The organism is Chryseobacterium cucumeris (assembly GCF_001593385.1).
In the GTDB taxonomy this organism is placed as follows: Bacteria; Bacteroidota; Bacteroidia; order Flavobacteriales; family Weeksellaceae; genus Chryseobacterium; species Chryseobacterium cucumeris.
This window is the reverse complement of sequence record NZ_LUVZ01000001.1, coordinates 15,106-41,196: the sequence shown is the minus strand read 5'-3', so window position 1 is coordinate 41,196 and position 26,091 is coordinate 15,106. Positions and strand designations below refer to the sequence as shown.

Annotated in this window: 24 protein-coding genes; 9 read left to right on the top strand and 15 right to left on the bottom strand. The window is 35.7% G+C overall.

The window, feature by feature from the left end; translation table 11 throughout:
• Positions 1–72: 72 nt before the first annotated feature.
• The 5 genes from A1704_RS00175 (at position 73) to A1704_RS00155 (ending at position 5,744) form a co-directional block, all read left to right on the top strand.
• A complete protein-coding gene (locus A1704_RS00175; RefSeq protein WP_065119527.1) occupies positions 73–774 on the top strand; it encodes a 2-C-methyl-D-erythritol 4-phosphate cytidylyltransferase in 702 nt (233 codons plus the stop codon).
• A complete protein-coding gene (locus tag A1704_RS00170; protein WP_062669312.1) occupies positions 758–1,957 on the top strand; it encodes a LicD family protein in 1,200 nt (399 codons plus the stop codon). The genes A1704_RS00175 and A1704_RS00170 overlap by 17 nt, the downstream gene beginning before the upstream one ends.
• A 23-nt stretch (positions 1,958–1,980) precedes the next feature.
• Positions 1,981–2,655, top strand: coding sequence for a DUF6973 domain-containing protein (locus A1704_RS00165; RefSeq protein WP_062669310.1), 675 nt, complete (start codon positions 1,981–1,983; stop codon positions 2,653–2,655).
• Positions 2,656–2,680: 25 nt separating this feature from the next.
• Positions 2,681–3,214: a hypothetical protein gene (locus A1704_RS00160; protein ID WP_131797457.1), complete on the top strand. Its 534-nt coding sequence runs from the start codon at positions 2,681–2,683 to the stop codon at positions 3,212–3,214.
• Positions 3,215–5,300: 2,086 nt separating this feature from the next.
• The gene (locus tag A1704_RS00155; RefSeq protein ID WP_062669306.1) at positions 5,301–5,744 is read left to right on the top strand and encodes a JAB domain-containing protein; all 444 of its coding nucleotides are present in this window, start codon (positions 5,301–5,303) and stop codon (positions 5,742–5,744) included.
• Positions 5,745–5,980: 236 nt separating this feature from the next.
• Here A1704_RS00155 and A1704_RS00150 read toward each other — a convergent pair whose 3' ends face one another.
• The 10 genes from A1704_RS00150 to A1704_RS00105 form a co-directional block, all read right to left on the bottom strand.
• Complete coding sequence (locus A1704_RS00150) at positions 5,981–7,738, bottom strand: amidohydrolase family protein (RefSeq protein ID WP_062669304.1); 1,758 nt, start codon at positions 7,736–7,738, stop codon at positions 5,981–5,983.
• 282 nt (positions 7,739–8,020) lie between these two features.
• On the bottom strand, positions 8,021–8,923 hold the full coding sequence (gene traN, locus A1704_RS00145; RefSeq protein ID WP_062669302.1) for a conjugative transposon protein TraN: 903 nt from the start codon (positions 8,921–8,923) through the stop codon (positions 8,021–8,023).
• A 15-nt stretch (positions 8,924–8,938) separates the two neighbouring features.
• Positions 8,939–10,237 carry a conjugative transposon protein TraM gene (gene traM, locus A1704_RS00140; RefSeq protein WP_062669300.1) on the bottom strand — a complete coding sequence of 433 codons (1,299 nt, stop codon included), beginning with the start codon at positions 10,235–10,237 and terminating at the stop codon, positions 8,939–8,941.
• A gap of 4 nt (positions 10,238–10,241) precedes the next feature.
• Positions 10,242–10,511: a hypothetical protein gene (locus A1704_RS00135; RefSeq protein WP_062669299.1), complete on the bottom strand. Its 270-nt coding sequence runs from the start codon at positions 10,509–10,511 to the stop codon at positions 10,242–10,244.
• A gap of 10 nt (positions 10,512–10,521) precedes the next feature.
• Entirely contained in the window at positions 10,522–11,145 is a 624-nt protein-coding gene (traK, locus tag A1704_RS00130; protein WP_062669298.1) for a conjugative transposon protein TraK, read from the bottom strand.
• 11 nt (positions 11,146–11,156) lie between these two features.
• On the bottom strand, positions 11,157–12,149 hold the full coding sequence (gene traJ, locus A1704_RS00125) for a conjugative transposon protein TraJ (protein WP_062669297.1): 993 nt from the start codon (positions 12,147–12,149) through the stop codon (positions 11,157–11,159).
• 1 nt (position 12,150) lies between these two features.
• Positions 12,151–12,783 (bottom strand): DUF4141 domain-containing protein, encoded by a 633-nt coding sequence (locus A1704_RS00120; protein WP_062669296.1) that lies wholly within the window; start codon positions 12,781–12,783, stop codon positions 12,151–12,153.
• A gap of 19 nt (positions 12,784–12,802) precedes the next feature.
• Positions 12,803–15,310, bottom strand: coding sequence for a TraG family conjugative transposon ATPase (locus A1704_RS00115; RefSeq protein ID WP_062669295.1), 2,508 nt, complete (start codon positions 15,308–15,310; stop codon positions 12,803–12,805).
• Entirely contained in the window at positions 15,307–15,639 is a 333-nt protein-coding gene (locus tag A1704_RS00110) for a DUF4133 domain-containing protein (protein WP_062669294.1), read from the bottom strand. Before A1704_RS00110 ends, A1704_RS00115 begins: the two co-directional genes overlap by 4 nt.
• A 12-nt stretch (positions 15,640–15,651) precedes the next feature.
• The gene (locus tag A1704_RS00105) at positions 15,652–15,957 is read right to left on the bottom strand and encodes a DUF4134 domain-containing protein (RefSeq protein ID WP_062669292.1); all 306 of its coding nucleotides are present in this window, start codon (positions 15,955–15,957) and stop codon (positions 15,652–15,654) included.
• Between the two features lie 188 nt (positions 15,958–16,145).
• Between A1704_RS00105 and A1704_RS00100 the strand changes: the two genes are divergently transcribed.
• A complete protein-coding gene (locus tag A1704_RS00100) occupies positions 16,146–17,123 on the top strand; it encodes a PDDEXK nuclease domain-containing protein (RefSeq protein WP_062669291.1) in 978 nt (325 codons plus the stop codon).
• Between the two features lie 35 nt (positions 17,124–17,158).
• Here A1704_RS00100 and A1704_RS00095 read toward each other — a convergent pair whose 3' ends face one another.
• Genes A1704_RS00095 through A1704_RS00085 form a run of 3 tightly spaced genes read right to left on the bottom strand, consistent with a single transcriptional unit; the run spans position 17,159 to position 18,958 of the window.
• Positions 17,159–17,779: a hypothetical protein gene (locus A1704_RS00095; RefSeq protein ID WP_062671493.1), complete on the bottom strand. Its 621-nt coding sequence runs from the start codon at positions 17,777–17,779 to the stop codon at positions 17,159–17,161.
• A gap of 11 nt (positions 17,780–17,790) precedes the next feature.
• A complete protein-coding gene (locus A1704_RS00090; RefSeq protein WP_062669290.1) occupies positions 17,791–18,186 on the bottom strand; it encodes a DUF3408 domain-containing protein in 396 nt (131 codons plus the stop codon).
• 4 nt (positions 18,187–18,190) lie between these two features.
• Positions 18,191–18,958 (bottom strand): ParA family protein, encoded by a 768-nt coding sequence (locus tag A1704_RS00085; protein WP_062669289.1) that lies wholly within the window; start codon positions 18,956–18,958, stop codon positions 18,191–18,193.
• A 635-nt stretch (positions 18,959–19,593) separates the two neighbouring features.
• On the opposite strand from A1704_RS00085, the gene mobA reads away from it, so the two are divergent.
• The 3 genes from mobA to mobC all read left to right on the top strand — a co-directional run bounded on the left by mobA (position 19,594) and on the right by mobC (position 23,419).
• Positions 19,594–20,037: a conjugal transfer protein MobA gene (mobA, locus tag A1704_RS00080; RefSeq protein ID WP_062669288.1), complete on the top strand. Its 444-nt coding sequence runs from the start codon at positions 19,594–19,596 to the stop codon at positions 20,035–20,037.
• Positions 20,034–21,317, top strand: coding sequence for a conjugal transfer protein MobB (mobB, locus tag A1704_RS00075; protein WP_062669287.1), 1,284 nt, complete (start codon positions 20,034–20,036; stop codon positions 21,315–21,317). Before mobA ends, mobB begins: the two co-directional genes overlap by 4 nt.
• A 101-nt stretch (positions 21,318–21,418) precedes the next feature.
• On the top strand, positions 21,419–23,419 hold the full coding sequence (gene mobC, locus A1704_RS00070; protein WP_062669285.1) for a conjugal transfer protein MobC: 2,001 nt from the start codon (positions 21,419–21,421) through the stop codon (positions 23,417–23,419).
• 55 nt (positions 23,420–23,474) lie between these two features.
• Here mobC and A1704_RS00065 read toward each other — a convergent pair whose 3' ends face one another.
• Both A1704_RS00065 and A1704_RS00060 read right to left on the bottom strand, forming a co-directional pair.
• Positions 23,475–24,329 carry an RteC domain-containing protein gene (locus A1704_RS00065; protein WP_062669281.1) on the bottom strand — a complete coding sequence of 285 codons (855 nt, stop codon included), beginning with the start codon at positions 24,327–24,329 and terminating at the stop codon, positions 23,475–23,477.
• 76 nt (positions 24,330–24,405) lie between these two features.
• Positions 24,406–26,055, bottom strand: coding sequence for an AraC family transcriptional regulator (locus tag A1704_RS00060; protein WP_131797456.1), 1,650 nt, complete (start codon positions 26,053–26,055; stop codon positions 24,406–24,408).
• Between the last annotated feature and the right edge of the window lie 36 nt (positions 26,056–26,091).

Here is a 26,091-nt window from a genome sequence, read left to right as displayed (position 1 = left end):
AATGTTCACAATCCATTCACACCCGTGCAATTTTTATGTTCTAGTTTTGACATCAGTTAAATGAAACGATTGATGAGAACGAAGAAATACATTATAATTGTGGCAGCTGGTGAGGGTAACAGAATGGGCGCTGAAAACGCAAAACAGTTCCTTCTCCTTGATGGTAAACCAATTCTAATCCATACCATCGATACCTTCTTAAACCACCCCACTCTTATCTTTGACATAATCCTGGTTCTTAATAACTCTCATTTGGAAATGTGGGACACTTTATGCCAGCAATACTATTATCTCAAGCCCATTAAGATTGTCATCGGAGGCAGGGAAAGGTTTCATTCCGTAAAAAATGCAATTGACACCATTACCGATCATGAATGCTATATCGGAATTCACGATGGTGTCAGGCCATTCGTAAGTGAAACGGTAATTGAGCGCGCTTTCTCAGAAGTAATTGAACATGATGCTGTTGTTCCCGTTGTGGCTATGATTCCTACTATAAGAATAACAGATGGTAAAAATAACCGGAGCATGAACCGCAGCGATTTTAAAGTTGTTCAAACACCCCAGGTCTTCAAGTCTGAAATTATAAAAAGGGCTTATCAGACTCCCTATCAGTCAACTTTTTTTGATGATGCCACAGTGGTTGAATTTAACGCACATACTATAAAACTTATTGAAGGCAATGAGGAAAATATAAAAATAACACTTCCCATTGATTACCTTACTGCAAAAGCCTTACAAAAAACAAAACTAATACATGATATTTCAAATTAAAGAAGGAGCCGTGTACTTTACCAGCGGCAATGAGACAGTTGAAATCAGTTCCAATATAACGGAATCACCTTATGATCAAAATTTCCACAAAGATAAATATGGGTTTGAAATGTCTCCGACAGACATTAAGAATTACACCGCCCACATTTTTATTTGGGAGTATATTTTAAAAAATGACATAACAGCACCCTGTATTATTATTGAGAATGATGTTAAACTAAAGCATACCTACGAAGAACTCTGTACCGACATCGATTCACTTGAAAATGAATGGGATCTAATCATTCCATACAATAAATTGCAAGAGGATACCATCCCCAGAAACGAGATATTCCCCAGCAGACTGGGCTATTATTGGGGCAGTTATATCTACATTATCAATGGAGAAAAAATCACATCGATGGATTGTTTAAAAAGTATTAAACAGCCAATCGATGAAGAAATACTGGAGTGTTCCTTTAACAACTCTTTAAAAACACTTGTGATTGATACCGGCTGGTTTGAATATGATGAAGTGAACTGCCCTATCTATAAAGGCAGAGGATCGTTTTTTATTGAGAAAATACAGCAGATTAATCTATGGGAAGAAAGACATAAAGAACAGGCAGTAGAAATACTCAAATACCTTGGTGAAAAAGCAAAGGAACTTGATTTGAGTCTTTTTGCTCATGCAGGAACGCTTCTGGGGATCATAAGACATGATGATATTATGCCATGGGATGATGATATAGACTTATGCATGGATGAGAATGAAATTGAGCATCTACTGCGTGCAGTGGAAAATGACAATATTATCAGATACACAAAGCGTATCTGGCATAAAACAGGATCTGAATATTACAAATTTTTCTATAAAGATGGTGAATACAAGGAAGGTTATGATTACACATTTCCTTTTGTGGACATCTGGCCGCTTTTTCACAAAGAAGAAAATTTATATATGACTTCAGACGGGTATGAGGTACCAATTACCGATTACTTTCCGAGAAAGGCTTATGAACTTTATAAGGCTCCTATCCTTGTTCCCCATAATCATGAATCAATTCTACAAAAAATGTATAAAAACTGGGACAAATACATTAAAGTTTTCTCATGGTCTCACCGCAAAAAAGAAAACTGCATTGATAGTATTATTGCCCCTATTCAGACTGACGGTAAGGGCCGGCTTATTGACCAAAACTAATAACCTTTTTAAAATTTAAATACATGAGAAACTCGAAAGTACTCGAGCTCAACAGTACATTGGAACTGTTGACAGAAAATGAATTGTATGCCTTCAAGGGAGGTCTTGAAGGCGGACAGAGCGAACATGAAATTCCGGAAGTCATTATTACTGTTCCCGGAGGAGATGATGGTGGGGGAAATGATCCCGGTGGAAACGATGATGGTAACCCTCCAACGTGGGATGATGATGATCCTCCTTATGGGGGTGATGGTGATGACCCGTTTCCTCCCGATGGAGGCGGTGATTCAGATGGCAGTAACCCAAGTGAGGCAGATGGAATTCTAGAAACCCCTACAGCCAGAGAAATCCTATGGCTACTTTTAAACACATCAGGGGCAGACCGTGATAAGATGCGACATAATGCAGCCTTAGCAGCTCAATATGGAAAAGGACAGGTTGACAACGTCTATGATGCATTAAGACATGCGATGTGGTCAGCAATGGATGCAGCAGATATCGGGTTGGATAAAGCTAAAGAATTTCACACCCTACATGAAACCGTAAATCCAGGAAACGATAATACAATGGATCTGCATAATAATGATTGGGGGTTCAATTGGTTTTCCCAGCACGGAAATCCTGACAACAACATGCAACAGTTCATCAATGACTTTAATGCAGCAGTAGCAAGCGGACAAATACAAACCCACCCATAAAATGAGAATAAAAAGGCTAAATTTTTTGATTCTAATACTATTAGCATCTCTTACATTTTCATGCCATGCACAAACCAACACGGAATGCTTAACAAAGCTTGAACAAAAACTTTCTCCTAAAATTAATACAAATAATAAAATAGGTGAAATAATAAACGTTCGAGATGAAGTAAACTGTTTCGACTGGGATACATTAGTCGTCCAAATGGCAATAAACCCTAAAGAAATGACTGAGAAAGCGCTTAGCATTAAAATTCCACAAAACTACGACTACAGTTGGGAAAGCGATAATACAGCGATGTTGTTATTTTTAAAGGGCAACACTGTTGTCCACTATATTCTTCAGAAGCCTTCCGTTGATAAGCAGACATTTGAAGCTGCCCAATCAATCAAGGCATATGATTTCCTGAAGCTGGTGAACAACTCCGGAGATAATGCATACGCAAAAATTCCAAAGGAGAAAGCTGTTTTTGAAACCTATCAAATCTATTATCATGATGAAAAAGGTCAAAAAACGAGCAACCCAAAATTTGGTCTTGGAATAAGGGTGAAAAGGTAGAACCAAAGCAATTTACTCACATTCTTTTTGTTTTACTAGGCTGTCCTATGGACAGCCTTTTTAATTAATGAGCTTATACTATACATTAATCTTTCGTGTTCGAGTTTGCTATAAACATTTTAGAATAAAATCGTCAATTGAGAATACAATATTAAACCATTCAAACCCATTAAATTGAATAAAAAAACCAACTAAATTCTTTACTATCAAACGCTAAATCTTGTAAATATACTGCAGTCAACGAAACCAATGTGAGTAATCAAATACAATTTATAACCCGTAGCTTTTGACTTTATAAATTAGTAATAGGTTTCTACTTCGTTTGTTAAAGGCAATATACCCCCATCAAAGCAACTGAGTCTACCTAAACCAAGATAAACTCAGTTATTTGTCAAACAATGATATAAGCAATAATTGGGGTATTAATTAATAGTATAGATATTATTAAGCTAATTCGGGACAGTAAAATTTATAATTTCTTTTCTGCAAATATTTTAAATTCTTTCATCCCCAAGCCGGATATTATGCAATTTTTTTATTTTTTCGAGATCTGTTTTTTGCATATGGTACAGGATTGTATAATATAAACTACAATCACTACACCTAGAAGATAGCAAATAGTCTTCATAATCGAACGATTTCAAATAATTTATAACTATCTACCCAACCCGGCTGACAGCTTGCTCGTTCGGTACCTTTAAATCTAGCTTCTACGCTATTATATTTTCACCCTCCACAATGTAAACGAGGGCTTCTTCCAACTCCAAAATAGTTTGACCATTGCGGTAAAGGATAATTGGAATTAACAGTCATTGGATAGTTAATTGCTGGATCATTAGCATTCATCCAAACAATATCACAAACTCTAAGATCGCTGTAAAGTGCTTCTTTAAGAGATGATTTTGCTAGATTTCTAATATATCGAGAACTATATCCTTAATATTGAATAGTTTAACCTGAATGGCATAAGCAAAAAACAACATTACCTAATGAAGAAGACTTTCTCAATTAGAATATCTACAAGAACAAGGCGTAGGATCAGTGTAAGCACATCCAATTCAGGATGCACTGCGATTGGAAAATTAGATGTAAATAGTGGTAAATTCATTTTGACTCAAGTTTTAGTGGTTATTATTTGAGAAAAACATATTTATATTCAATTATACTGTTGAATAATATTAATACCGGTACTATAAAGTCTCGACGAGGCTTTATAAAATTAAAGAATTCAATTAAAATAAGAAGGAACAATAAATGCATATGATACTTTTACTAAATATTCATTATCACTATTAGTACTAGCCAGATAGCTGTTATATATTCACAGATAATTTCTTTCGAAAAAGACGTCAATTACAATATATTATTCATCGCCTTTCTTTATTATTATAGAGAAGACTTTTTCTCAATGATCAATACAAAATCCGTCGTCCATCTAGCTTAAGAATACTATCCGCTGCCATTTTTTTAATAGTACGTATAACTGTTTCGACGCGTAAACCCGTTAAATTGGAAAAACGTTAAAGAAAAACTGATTTTCTCAGCTGATAATGGTCCTGTTGAGGATAAGTAATTTTCCAATACATTACTCATTTCTATTATTTGTAAATATTGTTATTAAAATTCTATGGAGTAAATGCCTAATCATAGCGTATTTACAATGTATATACAAATGATAATATGCCAAATAAATAATTCCTAAATGCAAAATTCAAGTTAAAAAATCTATAAAAATTTTTCATAATCAACCGGTAAAAAGGCAGCTAAGGTATTGCTGTCAGCCATCGCTTATACCACCAAAAGACTACGGCATAAACGGACTCCTCCCTAAAGGTACCCTCCAATTATTCCGTTTCCTTTTGTTTGATACTATTGACAACACTTCATATCTGCTTTCTTTTTTCCGGTTTTCTTTTGAAAAATATTGATTAAAACCTGAGATGGCTTGAAAAGTAATGGGAAGAGGAAATATTGAAAAGCTTATGACCTAAAAAAGTTATGGAATAGTTCAATTATGTTTTCAATAAAATACAGATTAAATTAAGTACGGGAAATATAAGACTCTGCCGTACTCAGGGCAATAACAATGAAATACAATATCGTAAATGAGATCAGATTGATTTACACCAGAAAAGGAAATACTGAAAAAGAAGTATTGAACTCTCAAGATGCTACAGATATTTTTCGGGAGCATTTTGATGCAGATCAGATCGATTACAGAGAGTCATTTTATTCAATGTATATGAATCAGGCTAATAAGGTATTAGGAATACAAAAAATTTCAGAATCTGGAATTACCTCTTCCCTTGTTGATATCAGAATAATAATGCAGGGAGCCTTATTATGCAATGCAGTATCATTTATAATAGCTCACAACCACCCGTCCGGAAACCTGACACCTTCACGTGAGGACATCAATATTACACAAAAAATAAAGGAGGCAGCCCAACTGTTAAATATAAACTTGCTGGATCATTGTATTTTGACCTCAGAGGATTATTTATCATTTGCTGATGAAGGAAAATTATAACCCTATCCTCACTGAAAAATCGATAATTTTAAAATTATCGATTTTTTTGCAAAAAGATGGACACGAGAATAATCGTGTCCATCTTTTTGCATAGATGTTACGTAATACATTTGATAACATTTTGAATATATATCAAAAACATTTCAGTTTGTAGTGGACTATTTCTTATAGTCAATAAATTCCAATTGATGTCATTATATTCCTTCTATTAAAAATGGAAATTGAACTCCCGCTTTCTAAATTTTAATATCACCATGAATATTGTTAAACAAAAAACGTTTAGGATTAATATAGGCAATCGTATCTAGCTCCACATCACCAAGGTTATGATAACATTCCGCTAACATATATTTTTCAGTTTTATGATTTCTCACAACATAAAAATCGGTACCAAAAAGTATTTTATCCTTAAGCTTTACATTCTTTAATGAGTGTTTCAGTAAAGGATGGATTTCATCACTATGTACAATATAGCTGATATCTGCATAAACGTTTTCATACTGTAACATCATACTTGAAATAAGGGAATACCAATCAACATATTTCCATAATTGTTCCATTTTTCCAGGAGTTGGTTTTTCATTTTTCTCTGGAAAAAACTTAATCCCTCTATCAGGATGTGTAATGATCTGTTTACTGAAATCATAGCGTTCCATTTCGAGAAACCGCTTCCATTCATCATCTCCACCATAATGTGCAAAACAAATCTTTAGTTTGCTTAAATTACTGGCGAGCTCAGTTTCTTCATTAGTATATCCAAATAACTCGCGAATTTTAGGATCTTTTGCATCCTTCACCACTTTTCTCAGCAGTGTTTCATCCAGCAAACATAAATAGTTTAGCGGATGTGTGAAATTATTTATAAAATCAATATTCTTAGTTTGTTTCAACAAAAGTGGCTCATACAATTCACTTCCGATATTTTGCTGAAAAATAGGATGTCTATCCCACTCCTTCTTTTTAGTTCCTCTGTAAAAAATTGTCCCCTTTATACAGTGGGTCATGATAGGTAAATTATTATCTGCAGCATATTTCCATAAGGGCAGTAGCTTTTCATCAAATGGATAATATCCTAAAGCAGGATAAATCTTAAATCCACTAAAATGATGATCCATAATATATTCTTTTACACGACAATCCAATAGTTCAACATGGTTATTTCTAATCTCATAGTTAAAATAATTATCCTGTTCTTCTAAACGTCTTGGATCTGCAAAAACAAAAGGAAAAATAAAATCTGAAAACTCTTTATTTTGTTTTAGCTTAACAAGTTCTGCCATCTGATCAAGATAACCGCCTCCTTTTTTTAACTTTCCAGCTTCCATATACTCCATATCCATTGGAAGGATAACAAATCCGGTATTTTTAGGGTATTGATCTCGAAGATCCATATAGGTAGAACTTTGCTGTCTATGAAAAGCATACCTTCCTATATTTAAATACCTCTCCAAAAGTTCTTTAGTCTGCCTTCCAGGAAGAATTCCTAAAAAAGCATATATTTTTTTTAGGATGAAAAAAATAAAATTTCTACCACTTTTAAAAAGTATCAAAAAAATAAGAACCAATATTATCTGGATATAAAATGATTGGAAATTTTGTACTAGATGATAAGATTCCAAGAAAGACCTTATCTTAAGTAGCTCTTTACCTAAAATTGAAGGCGCAAAGCCTATTAAACCAATCCAATTATAAATAATATAAAATACATTTATTGCTAAAACTACTCCCAGTAAAATAGCTGCTATTTTTCCTACTACCGTTCTGCTAGCCTGAATCCTGATATGATATAATAAGGCTTCAATGCGCTTGTATCTTGGTTTAAACCTGTATTTCTCGAGAGTGTCAAAGTAGAATCTAAATCCCCTAACAATTATTGATAGAGACAAAATATAATACAAAGGCCATGGAACAAATGTTTTGGCTAAGTAGGGAGGAACATGATCACCCGTAAAAATATGAGCATGACAATTGATTAAGGAAGCTTTCTTTTCCATAATATAATTTGGTTTTAGTTTTTATTGATGATCCCTTCATTCTATTTTGAATCAGATCGTATTCAAATCTATTGAATATCAATAATATTCGCAATAACTATTTTTCGTGACTTTAATGTGCTAAAAAAAGAAAAAGAGGCCAAAATACTGACCTCTACACTCATTAATTTTTATTATCAAACAGAAATTCTGTCTCTTTTCATTTCCGACACAATCGTAAATCCAAAAAGTAAAATATTACCGGCAAGCATAAAAATTGTGGGTAAAAACATTTTATTCATTTTATTTGATCTTTTTGTAATCTCTTATCAGCCTTGCATGAATCAGATCTTTATTTTTAAGCCGTACTTTATGATGTCTTCCCCCGTTCTTTTCCAAAATTTCGATTTCCAAAATCTGATCTTTTAGAAGCGTAAACTGATCCAATAGATAAATTCCTAAGATGTTCGAATGATCGGAAGCCGTCATCGTAGGAAAATACATACGAATGGGTTCTAATACCTTGTCCTGACAAACCGTACGTTTTAAGTTCTTCTTTTCAACAATCCTGAAGTTAACCCATTCGATCGTATATGCCACATTACTGGAGTTTTCAATCTCCAAGGTGAAATAAAACTTGTTATCATTGACATGCAATGATCTGACTGAGAATTGAATTCCATAACTTTTGGAAACAATATGCTTAATAGTTCTCTTGTGTTTCTGGTAAAGATTTTCCATAATAAGATCTGTCAGCGTAGATGAGCTTCCTTTAAGATCTTCAAATAAAACATCTGTTGAATATTGTCGCTCCGTATCTCTCTGCAGTTTTAATAAATCATAACTGAGTACTGTCGGATAAGGACTATAGAATGCATCGAAACTATAAAATTTACCGTCTTCAGTAATGACTGAAAAATTGGTTTCTTCTTCGAAATCTCTTACCGCCGACTTAACCCGCAGAACATTTCCAATAGGTTCTGCCTTATTAGCAACCAAGAGATCGCTTCCAAGATCAACATATCGAATGGGTGATGGAAATAAGAGATGTGATGTTTTATTATAGGTCACCTCCATTCTGAACGGTATTAACCGTGCCTCTTCTAAAGGAAGATAAGAAGTAGTGGAATCCTGAGCAAATGACCTGCTGCTTATGATAAGCAGCAGTAGAATTCCTAAAATATAATAACTCTTTAGTGTGTTCATGTTTTATTGATTTAATTAGTTATTCTTTGGCACAAGTAAAATCTGATGACCTGCTTTTACCGTTACCTTCTGCTGTCTGACTTTTTTCTGAAAATAACCGGACACTCCCTGTATAACTCCCCTGCTTAAGTCCGACGCAATCTGCTGCCCGGCTGATTGGGTCATCATAATATTCGTTCCTGAAGTCTGACTCATATTCGCTACAATGTCATTGACTGCATTTTGTTCAGGTGAATAAGGAACATTCAGTCCTGGCTGACCATCGTTATCATAAACACTAATTTCCACAGGATAAATACTGCCATCATATCCAATTGAACTTATTTTCAGCTGAAGCCTGCCTCCTTGAAATTTGCTTGTGGCAATGAGCAGTGCGCCTGAAGGAATTTCTATCCGCTCCAACTGCATAGCTTCTGAAAGCATGATTGATAAAGTACTTTCATCCACTAATGTTTTGGTTTCAGAAACAATTCCCTTTATCACATTCTTAGATTGAATTGATATTTTTCTATCACTTTGTACATCAAAAAATCTCTTATGATTCAATGCTGGAATAAAAGCACTGTCAAATTCTCTATACAAAGATGAAACTATTACGGGATGCGCAGCTTTCACTGGAGTAATCTTAACCTTCTTGTCATTCGATGGCTTTGTTTCTTCTTTTTCCGTTGGTATAGTCTCTTCTTTCGAAGCAGAAGGAAGGTATTTTGCCGCCATCTGGTAGGATTTTTCCATCAGTTCCAACTGATCGTTGATTCCGAGGTCTGCAGGAACAGAATTATTCTGTATCGCATCCTTCTTTAATCTGGAAATTTCCTTTCTCAGATCATTGACTTCCTGACTATCCTGCTGATAGAAAGAACCTAAGGCCTGTTGCGCATTTCGATAACTGTTGACCGCATTCTGTTCTGAACGAGATAAATCAGTTGATTTACTTATTGATAAGGATGATCCGGCATTTTGATTAACTTCACTTTCATCTGTCCAATAATCAGATAATGCAGTAAGAGCATTTCTCTTTTCTTCAGTTTTCTGTTCCAAAAGTTGTTGCTCATAAGCTTTCTGCTTGTCAGACTGCAGTTGACCGTCTTTTGCCTGGGGAATGGCAGCATTAAGGCCTTCCTCTGCAACAATCGTATTGCTCTTTTTTGGTTTAAAAATCAGATACAAACAAATCGCACATAATAAAGCCATTAAACAATAGATCATTGGCTTTTTAAGCTGCTCCCACTTCGCTTTGGGATGATCTCCTATCCCATTATCATTCTTGGTTAGCTCATTTTCTGTAATTTTTATTTTTTCAGAATCTTTCATCCTTTTATTTCTTAATTAATAAGTTAGTCTTATCAGCTTGTATGGTATCCTTCGTTTGAGTTTTTTTAGAAATTCCATCAATATGATTGATCGATATTTCATTATTCCTCTGACTTGTCGACATGCAGATGCTAACAATTACCAGTAAAGTGAGCAAAGCATATCCTGCGAAAAAAAGCTTGGTTAATAATCTTTGTCGCTTAAAAGGAAGAATTTTCCAACGGTTATCAGCTTTCAAAGCGTAATATTCTATTTTATCTGTTATTCTTTTCATAAGAGGGCTTTTAGCGTTCTACAGTTTCAATATCTTTATTTTCAAGGACGTTGAATTTCTCAATGGTAAATCCCTGAGGATTGCTGTCAGACCTTACTGAATTAACCAATGAGCAGTTTGTAATCAGACTTCTTATGGTAAGGTTGCTTGACCTGATGATAAATTGTCTTGCGTAGGTTTTTACGGTATAAGGATAACTGTCAAAGTCTGCAGCTAAGCTGTCTACCTCTACTCTCTGCTGAATATTCCCGGAAATGATCCGGTTATAATATCCTTTTTCCTGAAGGTCTTTATAGTAATTAAATGCAGATTGATCAGCAAGATTGAATGCTCTTTTCACATTGCTTTCAATAGCATTTTTATCAGGTGCCACCGTAAAAAACAGTTCGTGAAATCTTCTGACATGCTCTCTGGCTTCAACAGGCCTGTTGATGGACATATCCTGAGAAAGTGCCACCATCAGAGATTTACCATTATCCAACACATAAATCTTCTGGCGCTGCTCTTCGGCAAACTGATATGATTTAAATACAACCACTCCTACAACTCCAAAACAAAGCACGGTAAATACCAGCGTAAATAACCGGATCTGCTTAAAGCTACTCTCAATATTCTTTAATGATTTAAATTCCATAGTATTGTATTTTATTTTAATAATCTTCCTGAAATATTACCTGTTGCTGAGCCTGCGGCTGCTCCCGCAATATTTCCTGACTTTGACGCGGTCTGATTGACATTGCGCATAAAGTTTCCTCCTCCTCCAGCTTGTATAACCCATCCGGTAACCGTAGGTACGGTAAAGTATCCTATAATTCCGATCACCATATAAATGATGTAAACCGTATTGGAAGTGTCTGGAATAAAGCTGGGATCGGCCAGCATTTCAATATCCCGTTCTAAAATGAGTGACTGTATTTTGGCCAGTATTGAACTGAAAATATCAGCAACAGGAAGCCAGAGATACACACTGATGTACCTTGTCAGCCATTGGATTAAAGTGGTCTGAAAACCATCCCAGACTGAAAGTGCAAAAGCAATGGGGCCTAATATGGAAAGTACAATCAGAAAAAATGTCCGTATCGTATCAATGACCAACGCGGCAGCCTGAAAAAGAATCTCCAGAAACTCTCTGAAGCCGTCCCGTATGTCTTTCTTGATGGTAAACATTTCTCTTTCGATATACATACCGGACATGGTGACCAGATCAGAAGGTGACCATCCAAGCTCTTCCAGCTTTTTATCAAACTCTTCATTGGAGATCAGATAAGCCATCTCCGGATTTCTAAGCATGGCTTCTTTCTCCAGAAGATCTTTTTTCTCTTGTAATTCATTTAAATCCAAAACCTGACCTTCCAACATCGAATGACTTCCCTGAACAATAGGGCTTAAAACACCATTGATACTTCCGAGCACCAATGTTGAAAAAAACATGATGCAGATCCCTATGGCAAATGGTCTGAGCATCGGAAACAGATCAATGGGCTCAGCACGGCTTAAGGCCTGCCAAACTTTGATGGCTACATAAAACAAGGCTCCTAAACCCGCAACTCCTTTTGCTACGGCTGCCATATCAGCACACAGAGGCATCATTTCCTCATATACTGATCGTAGAACCTCATGTAAATTCGTAGGCTCCATATTACCAGTATTTTTGGTTAGAGGTTCCGTACAAATCCAATACTCTTTTGGTATTGTTCTGCTTTTTAGCTCTCAAATAGCTCACTGAAATATTTTTGTTGGTATAGTATCTGACAAGATTATGATATTCCTTGACCTCTTTGTAAACCCGATCAATGACATCCATTCTTTCTTTATCATTTAAAGAAAGACCATTAGAGGTAATAATTTCCTTCAGTTCTTTAAGCAGCTCAGTGCTTTCAGTGAGTAACGCAGAATACCCATTGGCAATGGAAGATAATTCCTGTGCATTAAAATTCGGGTCATTGAGCATTTTACCGAAATTATTGACATACATCTCGGAAACATCTCCTACGAGCAAAACAGTCTGCTGTACTTTTCTGGCATCTTTTACCAAATTATTGATAGCTTTCAGCTTGTCATAATACTCCTTACCTTGTTCGTAAACTTTCTTGACTTCATTAAAGCTTTTTACTACGTTCGATACCGTTGATGAAGTCTGCACAATTTCATTGGCAGAGTTTAAAATACCTGATGCAAGATTAGCGGGATCGGTAACGACAAATTGTGCTTTAGCAAAGGCGAAGGTAGCGAAGAATGCTATCACTACTGTTTTAATGATTAAATTTTTCATGGGTGTAAATAGGTGTTGATTAATTGTCTTTGATTGATTTGATTCTCTTTAGAGAAATCCTCTTGATGGCATGCTCTACATTACCATCAAGTTCTGATGCAAGATTCATTACTTCCATCTTTTCCGTCTCTTCGGTGGTATACGCAAGGTATTCCTCAGTAGACACTTCAGTAGCATAGACTGCAGAGTGCGTTCCCCCCAATCCGATCCAAACCTCTTTGTACAGTCGTTTCGGATCATTGTTCATATTGATAGATAATACCTGAGATTTTTCTTTATCCGTTAGTCCGAGCATTGCCTGGATGTCATCGAACTTATTCATGTATTTACGCTGATCCAGCAGGATCTTACAGTCTGAATTATTAATGATGCTTTCCTTCACAATAGGTGAATGAATAATATCATCGACCTCCTGAGTCACTACAATGGCTTCTCCAAAGAATTTTCTGACAGTCTTGAACAGGTATTTGATATACTCTGCCATTCCCTCTTTGGCAATCGCCTTCCAGGCTTCTTCAATAAGGATCAGTTTTCTAATTCCTTTTAGTCTTCTCATCTTATTGATAAAGACTTCCATAATGATAATGGTCACAATGGGAAACAGAATCTTATGATCTTTAATGGCATCGATTTCAAAAACAATAAAACGCTTGGATAGCAGATCCAGCTGCTTTTCTGAATTGAGCAGGTAATCATATTCCCCACCCCGATAGTAAGGCTCCAATACATTGAGAAAGTTGGCAATATCAAAGTCTTTTTCCCTGACCTTTTTCTGCTCCAACACTTTTTGATAATCCTCCTTGACATAATCATAGAATCCATTAAATGAGGGATGCTGCTCGCTCGTCTTAATCATTTCTATATAGCCGCTTACCGCATTGGACAATGCGACTTCTTCTGATCGTGTAGGCGGTTCATCATCTCTTTTCCATAAAGTGAGAATCAGTGTTTTAATACTTTCACGTTTTTCGATATCAAAAACTCCATCATCAGTATAAAATGGATTAAATGCAATTGGATTGTCCTCTGTATAAGTGAAATACACTCCATCCTCGCCTTTTGTCTTACCTTTGATCAGTTCACACAATCCCTGATAAGAGTTTCCTGTATCGACAAGCAGAACATGAGCCCCTTGCTCATAATACTGCCTGACCATATGGTTCGTGAAAAAGGATTTACCGCTTCCTGAAGGCCCAAGGATAAACTTGTTCCTGTTCGTAATAATTCCCTGTTTCATGGGAAGATCGGAAATATCCAGGTGAATTGGTTTCCCTGTTAGACGGTCGGCCATCTTGATTCCGAAAGGAGAAGGAGAATCCTGATAGTTCGTTTCTTCAGTAAAGAAGCAAAGCGCTGGCTCAATAAATGTATAGAAACTTTCCTCACTCGGAAAATCACCTGCATTTCCGGGAATTCCTGCCCAGTACAGAGTGGCTGTATCTGTTGTATTGTGACGGGGCTTACATTCCATCAAAGCTAAGGCACTTCCTGTATCATTCTTCAACTGTTTTAACTCGGCAGGATTGTCAGACCAGGACATTACATTAAAGTGGGCACGTATCGATTGTAAACCAAAAGAATGTGCTTCATTCAGATACTTTTCAATCCATTCCTTATTGATCTGATTAGCTCTGCTGTACCTTGCCAGGGAATGCATATTCCTTGCAGATTTTTCAAACTTAGACAAGTTTTCATCACTGTTGTCAATAAACAAATATTGATTATATAGATGATTGCAGCTTAATAAAAGCCCTACCGGAGATGCAAAAGACAGTAAACAATCACTACGGTCTGTACTTAGCTTTTCATATCTGCTGTGTGATGAAACGGTACCTGGTAAATCATCGGTATCCGATAAGGTATGCATACTGAGACGGTTGTTGCCGATCCGCATTTCTTCCGGACCCAGCTTAATGTCCTGCAATGAAGGATGGGTTTCACGAGATAAAGTGAGATACTGTTCCAGGAGTCCTGATTTTTCTACAGTACCTGAAATTTCATCCTCGGTCATTCTCTCCAAATGGATATAACCACTATCATTCATAATCCGCTCAAGCTGATCGACAGCCTCCAGAAAACGGCTGATTACCTCTTTGTCCTTAATCTCCTTCGGAATCAGTTTACCTTTACACAAAGATGAAAAATTACTCTGCATCCGTATTCTTTCCTTGGAGGTCTTCGTAATGAACAGATAACAATAATGATTTAAAAAAGGTCTTTCATTGAAATGCCTTTCAAAAGATTTTGAGAGAAAGCTTTGACCTTCTCTCGAAAGGTCAGGATTATAATTTTCCTTGATAAACCAGTCCTGTTTATGAACGACGGTATAGTCAGGAAGCGTTTTAATCGCCTTGAACCATGCTGAATGAATGGCTTCATACTCAGCCGAGGCAATCGTAAATAATTCTGGAAGTTTGACCTTAAAACAAACCGTGATGTCCGCATCTTTTGAAATAATGCAATTGTTTTCTATAGCAAGCAGTGGAAATTTACTCTCCAACGTTGCCGTTTTGGAGAAATTTCTCATGTTGAAGTTTTTTTACGGTTAGTGTGCAGATAGCCGTATATGCATTTGCGGCTAATGATATACCTGGGATGCTTTTTTTGTGCTCCCTTCTTCATCAGACCATGCTCTCCGTATTTTCTATTCAAGGCGAAAGTCTTCCAGATCAAAAGACCACTACAGGCAGCCCCTATAACCAGGCACAAATAAGTATTGGCGCCGGCAATATACATGATCATCGTGCAGATCAGTATCCCTAACAACCCTCCTGCGAAAATAAATAGGTACTGTGCCTTCAACCCTTTAAATTCTACCGTCCGTCCTATTCCTTTATTGATATGATACGTATTCATAATCCAAGATTTTTAAAGGAAGAATGAACGCAGGATAGTAGCAGCTACAATCAGGAATATACATGCTCCAAACCAGCTGGCAGCCGTTTTACTGGTGTCAGGATCTCCACTGCTGAACTTGTTATAAACCTTGACGCCTCCAATCAATCCGACTACCGCACCAATAGCATAAATTAACTGGGTAGCCGGTTCAAAATAAGAGGTGACCATCTGTGTAGCCTCATTGATTCCGGCACTGCCATTGCCCTGGCCAAAAACACCTTTTACTGCTATAAAGGTTAAACCTAATACCAGTAATTTTTCTCTTTGTTCTTTCATAATTAACACTTCAATTTGTTATGATGTACCACACTTTGCGGAACTATGGAACAAAGATGTTTGAGCCTTAGAATTATTTTGGGCTAATGGCATCATTAGGAAGCTTTTGGCTTTAAACTAACACGACAATTGCCAGTATTCGTTTATAATTAATTGTAAATTTGTAGTCGAATTTCAAAAGGACAATCATGGATAAAAGGTTCACTGACATTATTGAACTCATCACCCGATCTCGTAACAATGCGATAAGAAAAGTCAATGAAGAACTGATCGATTTATATTGGAATATTGGGGAATATATCAGCAGGAAGGTAGAGCTGAGTGAATGGGGACAATCTGTGGTCAAAGAACTGGCTCAATACATCCAGGCTAATGAACCTGAAATCAAAGGGTTTTCAGATAAAAACCTTTGGAGAATGAAGCAGTTTTATGAAACCTACAAGGAGTTTCCAAAAATCTCAACACTGTTGAGAGAAATCAGTTGGTCTCATAATCTGGCTATTTTTTCACGTTGCAAAACAATTGAAGAACAAGAGTTTTACATCAAACTGACCCAACAGGAAAATTACAGTTTTAGGGAACTTGAAAGACAAATCTCCAGCAGTCTTTTTGAAAGAACCATGCTCGGAAATTCAAATCTCTCAACACTGTTGAGAGAAACAAACCCTGAGATTGCTAATACCTTTAAGGACAGTTATGTATTTGATTTTTTAAACTTACCCGAAACGTTTAGTGAAAGCGAACTTCAAAAAGGGCTGATACTGCAGATGAAAAACTTCATTCTGGAGTTAGGCAGAGATTTTCTTTTTATCAGCGAAGAATACAAAATACAAGTTGGGAATTCGGATTTTTATATTGATCTCCTATTCTTTCACAGAGGTCTGCAATGCCTGGTCGCATTTGAACTGAAAGCAGACAAATTTAAACCTGAACAGCTGGGGCAGCTTAATTTTTATTTAGAAGCTTTGGATAGGGATGTTAAACGTCAAAATGAAAATCCAAGCATTGGAGTACTGCTTTGTAAGGATAAAGATAGCGAAGTAGTAGAATATGCCCTGAGCAGAAGCCTGTCCCCCACCATGGTTTCCGAATATAAGACCCAGCTTCCTGACAAAAAAGTTCTGCAGCAGAAACTCCATGAATTGTTTGATAAAAGACCCGAGTAAGTTCCGTTACATCATATCGTTAAAGGGGAATTTGCCTAAACAAACTCCCCGATATCGAAACTATCAGAAGAATTACTCCGCTTAGAAGAAATGATCTTGTCATCATCCGGAATACTTTCCCTTAGCAAGCTGCCAATTCTTTTTGAAGCCTCTCCTAATGAATTCTCTAACAGATCAAAAAGCTCGGTTCCCTGAATTTTCTGAATTATTTCTACTGCTTGTTGTTCTAAGTCAGGCTCCAACAAGTCCTGCTGAAGCAACTGACCCACAGTACTCAATTCCTGAAAGGTAACCCCTGTAGCAAACCCGCTTTCAATAATAGAGTTTTCATATAGCCCATCTTCATCCTCTTGCTCCAGCTCATCGTTTTTAATGAGAATATCATCAAGACTTTTCCTCAAAGCAACATCTCCTAATAATTCCTCTTTGGTTTCTGAATCAAAATTATCAACCGTAAGTAAATCAGGCTGACCTTGTCTTTTATTGGCATCAATTGGTAATACCAGTCTTTCTTTTTCCCTGGTCTCCCCCATAATAGATGGAATATTCATTTTCATAGAAGAGTCTTCTTTACGGGGGATACTGTTGAAAAACTTTCTTTCGGAAAGCATAAGAATGATAATAATGAGCAGAACTATAATGATTATTTGTTCCATAAAATGATACATTAAAAAATTGGACGGTATTTATTATTGTAATCCTCTGTAATTTCCTTTTCAAACATTTCGAAATGGTAAGCCAGAATATTATCCAGATAGGCATACAATGGAATCTGATCTTCTGCAATAATCTGAATAATACGAGATAAGCGCTCGTGATATTCAGAACGGATATAGATACTTTTATCACCACGCTTAGTCATTGTATGATGGGTTAGAAACTGCTCAACATAAGTTATTTCATTATTCTTCTTATTCTTCAATGTATGCTTTTGTACTTCTTTGTTCTTTGGAGGATCTGCATTTTGAATCGGTATTTCTTTCTTGGCACTTCCAGCCATAATAGACATTAAATACTGTTCATCAATACCTTTGACCTCGTTGTTATTTTTATCATTTTCCATACTGCTATAATTTGACAACTTTCAAAAATTCTTCTATAAATTGATCCAGTCTGCACTGAACTAACAGTTTAGGATCTGCAGGCAGTAAAGTCGATCGAAAAACCGTCTTTGCTACCAACTCCCCTTCTTTCCGAAATCTCTTACTGTCTGTAATGGTTGTTTCCATAAGCTGTAGACCTAAATCTGATATTAACTTACTGTAATTTTTGTACAACATTGTCCTTTCTCTTCCATCCACCTGATTCCAGAACAAATGAATGCCTCGAATCCCTGTCTGATTTTCTTTCATCAATACATTGGTTAAAACATCAGTAAAACTCAGTGTACTCTCCAGTACGAGGCGATCGGCAGTAATGGGAGAAAAAATGTAATGGACATTGGTTAGGGTTTGTAAAATACCTGCGGTATTCACGGTCCCCGGTAAATCAAGGAAGATAACATCAGGCGTTATTTCGGATCCTTCAACATACATCTTTATTTCATCTAAAACCTGATCGGCTTTACTCTGGAAAATAGGATAAGCTTTTTTATTGATACTCGTAAATTGTTTGTGAGCCATCTTTTTTAGGATTTCATTTTGCATTACCGTTTTCAAATCACGTTCTCTCAGCTGGAGTAAACTGTACTGTGGAAAATCACAGTCAAAGACGGTGACCTGATATCCCATCCGATAATGAAGAATACTTGCGATAAGTGTTGTAAATGTGCTTTTTCCAACTCCTCCTTTTTGAGTAGAAAATGCAATAACGGTGGGTTGTTTTTTTGTTGTCATTATAATTGAATTTTAGTTAAATCAAATTGTAAAGAGTGAGGGACAGAAAGCATTCAAACCTTAATAATTTCACGAGGAAATCATAGCTATCACGAATGTTGGCCCCGATTCCTGAAAGCTATATTGACTTCCGGCATTATGTAATGAATATCATCCATCTTACAATCCTGACAGATTGATTTTCTGATTTCTGTCTCTCAAAAATGATATCGTGATGGCGGGAAGTCCGGAAGGCCAGCATGCTGGATTTCCACTATTCAAGATTTCTGTTACATCCGCAGCCGGGAAATCCTGCTTTCACTCTGAACCAAATGAATAATATTTCTTTCTTGGAAGCTGTGTAATGGTCGTTTTTGGCTTTAAGTGACTGTCTTTGGCTTTCTCTCTAATGCTGTCTCTATAAATCATTGTGGCTTATTTTGCTTAAGGAAGATAGAGGAATCTTAAGAAGTTGAATTCTATTTATACTATGCGGTACTCCATCTGCTTTTTTAATAGAATTTCCTTTCACCCGAAAGGGGCAAGTTGTGTTTTGAGCATCTCGAAATGATTTCCGATGCTAAAAACAACTTGCCCTTGCAGGGGGCAGAAAAACAACCTCCGAAGTCGGTGTTTATATAGTAAAGTAGAAGATTATGAACGATAAAAACAATGAACAAAAGAAAAAGGGAGGACGACATCCTAAAGTTGATCCTGCCAAGATTAGATATACCATCTCTTTGAATGAAGTGGAACATTCCCGATTTCTTGAACTTTTTGATCAGTCAGGAATGAAAGTTAAAGCTCACTTTATAACGTCCTGTATCTTTGACAAACCCATAAAAACGGTAAAAATTGATAAGGGAAGTTTGGATTTTTATATGCGGTTGACCTCTTTTCACAGCCAGTTTCGTAATGTAGGCGTTAATTACAATCAGATCGTGAAAATCCTTTACACCCATTATTCTGAAAAAAAAGCAGCATCTTTTCTGTACAAGTTGGAAAAACAAACGGTAGAAATGATTGAAATTTTTAAAAATGTCATTAAGGTTACCGAAGAATTTCATCAAAAGAATCTACAAAATAATAAGGCAGAATGATCGCAAAAATTGGTAGAAGCAACAATCTTTTTGGAGTTTTGTCATACAATAATACCAAGATACAACAGGAGAAAGGAGAAATTATTTTGACAAGCAAGATGATAGAAACCCTGAATGGACAATATTCTGTGTCACAGTTGATGAAATCATTTGAGCCTTATCTGATCGCTAATCAAAAAACAGAAAAGCATACACTCCATATTTCTCTTAATCCCGATCCTAGAGATCATGTCTCTGATCAAAAATACAAAGAAATAGCAGAGCAGTATATGCGTGAGATGGGCTATGGTGAGCAGCCTTTCGTAGTGTTCAAACACACTGATATTGATCGTTCCCATATCCATATTGTTTCTGTATGCGTAGATGAAAATGGTAAAAAGATTTCTGATCAATTTGAAAGAGTAAGCTCGATGAAAATCTGCAGAGAATTGGAAAAAGAATTCGGACTTCAACCGGCAACTGAAAAACAAAGTCATCAGAATATGAAAACTTTTCGTGCTGTAGATTACAAAAAAGGTAATGTAAAAAGCCAGATTTCTTCAGTCATTCGCAATCTCACCGAACATTACCAATTCCAAACATTGGGAGAATACAATGCATTACTTTCTCTTTATAATATAACTACCGAACAGATAGAAGGTCAATTGCATGGGAAATTGAAAAGAGGTTTATTATATTTTCCGTTATCTGATGATGGAAAAAAGACAGGACATGCACTTAAAGCTTCTTTATTTGGTAAAACAGCCGGACTTGAAAGCTTACAATTACATTTTGAGAAATGTAAACTCAATCTGAAAAATAATCCTGCACAAAAAATTCTAAAATCTCTTATTCTTACAACTTTCCAATCCACAGATAATGAGTCTGATTTTAAAAGACAATTAGCTCAACATCATATTGATACTGTCATTCGGAGAAATGAAAAAGGAAGAATTTATGGGATTACATTCATAGACCATCATTCTAAAACAGTTTGGAGTGGATCAAGGTTAGGAAAAGAGCTTGCGGCCAATAACTTTAATGATTATTGGAACAGCAATATCAAAAAGGATATTAAAGAACCTGTTGTATCAGAAACAAAACCATCATTAAACGACGTCCATCTTCCTACAGAAGAACCCTATCATTTGTTTGACTTTTTATCAACGGATAAACAAGAAGACAACTGGGTTGAAGCACTGGGGGGGCTATTACCCCAACTACAAGGAGAAGATTACGAAGAGCAAAGCTTTGTCAACGAAATGATGAAGAAGCGCAAACGCCAAAGAAGTCAGAAATAATATATGGCCAGCCAAGGCAACCAAAAGCCAGGTACTGCCAGATTACAATAGCAATATTGTAAAGCCTTTAAATTCATTCCTGAACAGTAAAACATGAAATAATGCAGGGAGAGGATGATTTAAGAGGCCTCGCCAAGATAATGGCCTTCATGCGTGCAGTCAGTATTCTTTTGGTACTTATGCATCTTTATTGGTTTTGCCATCGTTTCTTTTTGGAACGGGGCTGGACATTGGAAATCATCAATAAAATATTAGCAAATTTCGACCGAACAGCAGGTCTGTTTTCACATCCCCTTTACACCAAAGTATTTGCAGTGGTTTTGCTGGCTCTGAGTTGTTTAGGAACTAAAGGGGTAAAAAATGAAAAGATAGCCTGGTCTAAAATTTACGTAGCACTCAGTGTTGGCTTTGTGCTGTTCTTCCTTAGTACACCATTACTGAAACTATCTCCCACAATAAGTACATTGTTGTATATCCTTACGATCTCGTTAGGTTATCTCGCTTTGCTCATGGCTGGCGTATGGATGAGCCGATTGCTTCGCACCGATTTTATGGACGATGTTTTTAATAACGAAAACGAGAGTTTCTGGCAGGAAACCAGACTGATAGCAAATGAATATTCCATCAATCTTCCTACTCAATTTTATTACAGAGGAAAATGGAATAAGGGATGGATCAATATTGTGAATCCCTTTAGAGCATCCATTGTACTGGGGACTCCGGGCTCTGGAAAATCGTATGCTGTTATCAACAATTATATTAAACAGCATATACAGAAAGGATTTAGTATGTATATCTACGATTTTAAATTCGACGACCTTTCATCCATTGCCTACAATCACCTGCTCAAGCATAGCGATAAATATAAAGTGAAGCCGAAATTTTACATCATTAATTTTGATGATCCACGAAAAAGCCACCGATGTAATCCGTTAAATCCAAATTTCATGACAGATATCTCCGATGCTTATGAGGCCGCTTATACCATCATGTTGAATCTCAATCGAAGCTGGATACAAAAGCAGGGAGATTTCTTTGTCGAAAGTCCTATTATATTGCTAGCAGCGATCATATGGTTTTTAAAAATTTATGAGGGAGGTAAGTATTGTACTTTCCCACATGCTATTGAACTTTTGAATAAAAAATATGAAGATGTATTTACCATATTAACTTCATATTCAGAGTTGGAAAACTATTTATCTCCCTTCATGGATGCCTGGCAGGGAGGGGCGCAGGATCAGCTTCAGGGTCAGATTGCATCTGCAAAAATTCCATTATCGAGAATGATTTCTCCACAGCTTTATTGGGTGATGACAGGAGATGATTTTTCGCTGGATATTAATAATCCGGAAGAACCCAAAATATTATGTGTCGGAAATAACCCTGATCGCCAAAATATATACTCTGCAGCCTTGGGGTTGTATAATTCGAGGATTGTAAAGCTTATTAATAAAAAAGGCAGACTTAAAAGTTCTGTGATTATAGATGAGTTACCAACTATTTATTTTAGGGGGCTTGATAATCTGATTGCAACAGCAAGAAGTAATAAAGTCTCAGTTTGCCTGGGATTCCAGGACTTTTCACAACTGACTAGAGATTATGGAGATAAAGAAAGTAAAGTTATTCAAAACACCGTTGGAAATATCTTTAGCGGCCAGGTTGTGGGTGAAACCGCAAAAAGTCTATCGGAGCGTTTCGGAAAAGTACTTCAAAAAAGACAGAGTTTGTCTATTAACAGAAACGATACTTCGACATCAATTTCAACACAATTAGATCAATTAATTCCCGCTTCTAAAATCTCCACCTTAACCCAAGGATTTTTTGTGGGTGCTGTTTCAGATAATTTTGATCAGAGGATAGAACAGAAAATATTTCATTCTGAAATTGTTGTAGATAATGCAAAACTTTCTGAAGAGTTGAAAGATTATCAGCGTATACCGCAAATTCGTTCTTTTGATGATGAAGATGGTGAGGATCATATGAAGACAGAAATAAACAATAACTACAATAAGATTAAAACCGATATTCTTAGTATCATCACAGATGAATTAGAAAGAATTAAAAATGATCCCAATCTACAATATCTGATCCAGCACCAATAGTCTAATGTAAAGCCTCAGTAATTGAAGCGGTTTTATTGAGGCTTTAAGATAGATATCATTCACCTTCCCTATTCATAAAGTGCTGATTAAGATTGTCAGTAATTAAATGTAAAAATTTTGTAGGTCCTTGTTTTCGATTTCTGATTTCAAATATAGTCTTATGAAAGTTTCCCAGATCAGTATTTAAAAATTTCTCTACAGATTTAATGACCTCACTTAACTCAATATTTCCGCCATTAAAACAGTGCATATGATAAAGTGCATAAACCAGTTCTATAAGATTTACTTTAGATGCAGACCAAGTTAAAGAAGACTGATCGGTGAGCTTCTGATAAACATGTTCCTCACTCTCTTTTACAGAATTCAAAAGATACTTCTCCAAACGGTCGTTGGCTAAAATCTGAGCAACAATAGGATCATGAGAGGTGGCAAATTTTTCATCATAATCATACATACCGGTTTTAAGTTTCATTTTTATATCAAATTGGTTTCTCATAAAATACTTCTGGTCCAGAAAAGTAGCATTGAGTCTATAATATTGGTAAAAATCTATGTGTTCCTGATAAAATGATTTGATCATTTCCAGCTCACCACTATAATATTCTTTCAGACTCTTCTGTCCTGCATTGGGCTTAGCAGCTTCCATCGATAATAACTTTGAATAATAGATAAATTGAGAAATAAACAGAGGTTTTAGGTTTTTAAAAAAATAGATTTCATCCGCTGCTGTCGAAAAATCAAAATCACTTACCATTGATTTTATCTCTCTAATCGCAATATCAATAGCCATTAAGCACTTTTCATAATACTCTACCTTATTGTCGAAACATTCAAATTCAATTAATTCTAACTTTTGTTCCAATCCATCTTGTAATTTTTTACATTTTTTAAAAAACAGTATTGTATCCATATTTTTAAGTAAAAAATACAAAATTTAAATGAGTCCCAATTAGATAGCTGCATGGTGGAAATGAATTCTCAACACTTTATTTTTTATCCTGTTTCATCTCTTGGATAAAATCAACGAGGTTTACAGCAGTTATTTCAAAGAAAAATTTAGAAAAGTTAGAACGGTTGGAAAAACCACATTCTTTTGAAATAGTATCAATAGAATATTTACGCCATTCACTATCATTAGCAATCATCTCTTTAGCATATTCAACTCTGAGCCGGTTGACGTAGCTGTTAAAATTACAGCCTTTGTGCATGTTTATAATCGCAGAGAGATAAGCAGTATTGGTTTTTAATTTTTTAGCCAACTGATTTTGTGTTAAACCTTTTTCAAGATAAAATCTTTTTTCTTCCATTTTATCCAGCTTGCCTAAAATTTCATTGACCAATTGCTCCGATAGTTTAGAAGTTACAGAATGATTAATGTCTTTTGGTTCTACCACATCATCTGAACCTAATGGTAAATCAATAACCACTTCCTCTACTCTGCTTCTCCTTACTTTATGGTATCGAAAGCCAGAGATGATGGAGAGAATAATAAATGAAATAAAAGCAATCGCATAACCATATAAAGAGGAATATTCCAATCTTTCCTTTGATTCGTTCAAATCTTTAGTATCATATTCCTTATGAATCTTTGTAGAAAGGTATTTAAAGTCAGTTGATAGTATTTTGTCAAAAGCCAACAACTGCTTGGTATAATAAAGCTCACTTGTATTATCGTTATGATCTTTATAATAATGAATTAGCATTTCGTAGGATCCTCTGACCGCAGGCAGTACAAAATTACGCTTTACAAAGATTGAGTCCACTTTTTTGAAATAATAAACCGCTTCATTATCCTTTTTGCTTCTCATTAAGATTTTTCCTTTCAGAAAATAAATGACCGAAGCATTGGTAAAATCATCAACTTTAAGAATTCCTGCCAGAGATGTATTAAAATCTTCTACAGCTTCTTTATCTTTCTTCTCTATATAATTTAATACCGCTCTAAGCTTGTAAAAATAGCTTCTTTCAAGGTCAAAATCTTTATCATTTGCAGATTGTTTTAATCCCTGCTCAACCAGTTCTGATGCTTCTTTATATCTTGCAAGAAAGATTAAACAAATGCCCATCTGGTTAAGACTGTTTAAATATCCTTTCTTTCTGTTATGCCGAAGATTGGAAAGCGATTCCGAAGTATGGGGTTTATTGTAATATATTCTACATTTTGAAAAGATGCTGAGAGCCTCTTCATAATATCCCAGATAACTTTTAACGACCCCTATATGATACATATTTTTGTGATAGAGATAAGAGTTCTCAGAATCTTTTAGATAAGTCCAGGCCTTTAAATATTCATCTAATGCCTTCTGATATTTCCGGAAAGTGAAATAATAGATACTTCCCTTGGTGAGATAAGCATTTCCTATAATATCGGAATCTTTTGACAATAACGCCGTCCATATTGTGCTATCAGCATAAACAAGTTTTTTATCTTTAGTAAAATACACAGCATCCCGGTAGGCCTGTGATAATTCTTTATAGTTTCCTTCTTTTCTAGCCTTTTTTATGTAAGGATTAACAAATTCAAGTGCGCGCCTATCATTTTCATCAAAATTATCATAACGCGCCCTATAGTCTGAAAACTTCTGACCATTCATTAAAAGACTAATAAATACGAAAATAAATATTGCTTTTTTCAAAATAAAAAAAGTTTATATAACAGATTTTTAAAATAA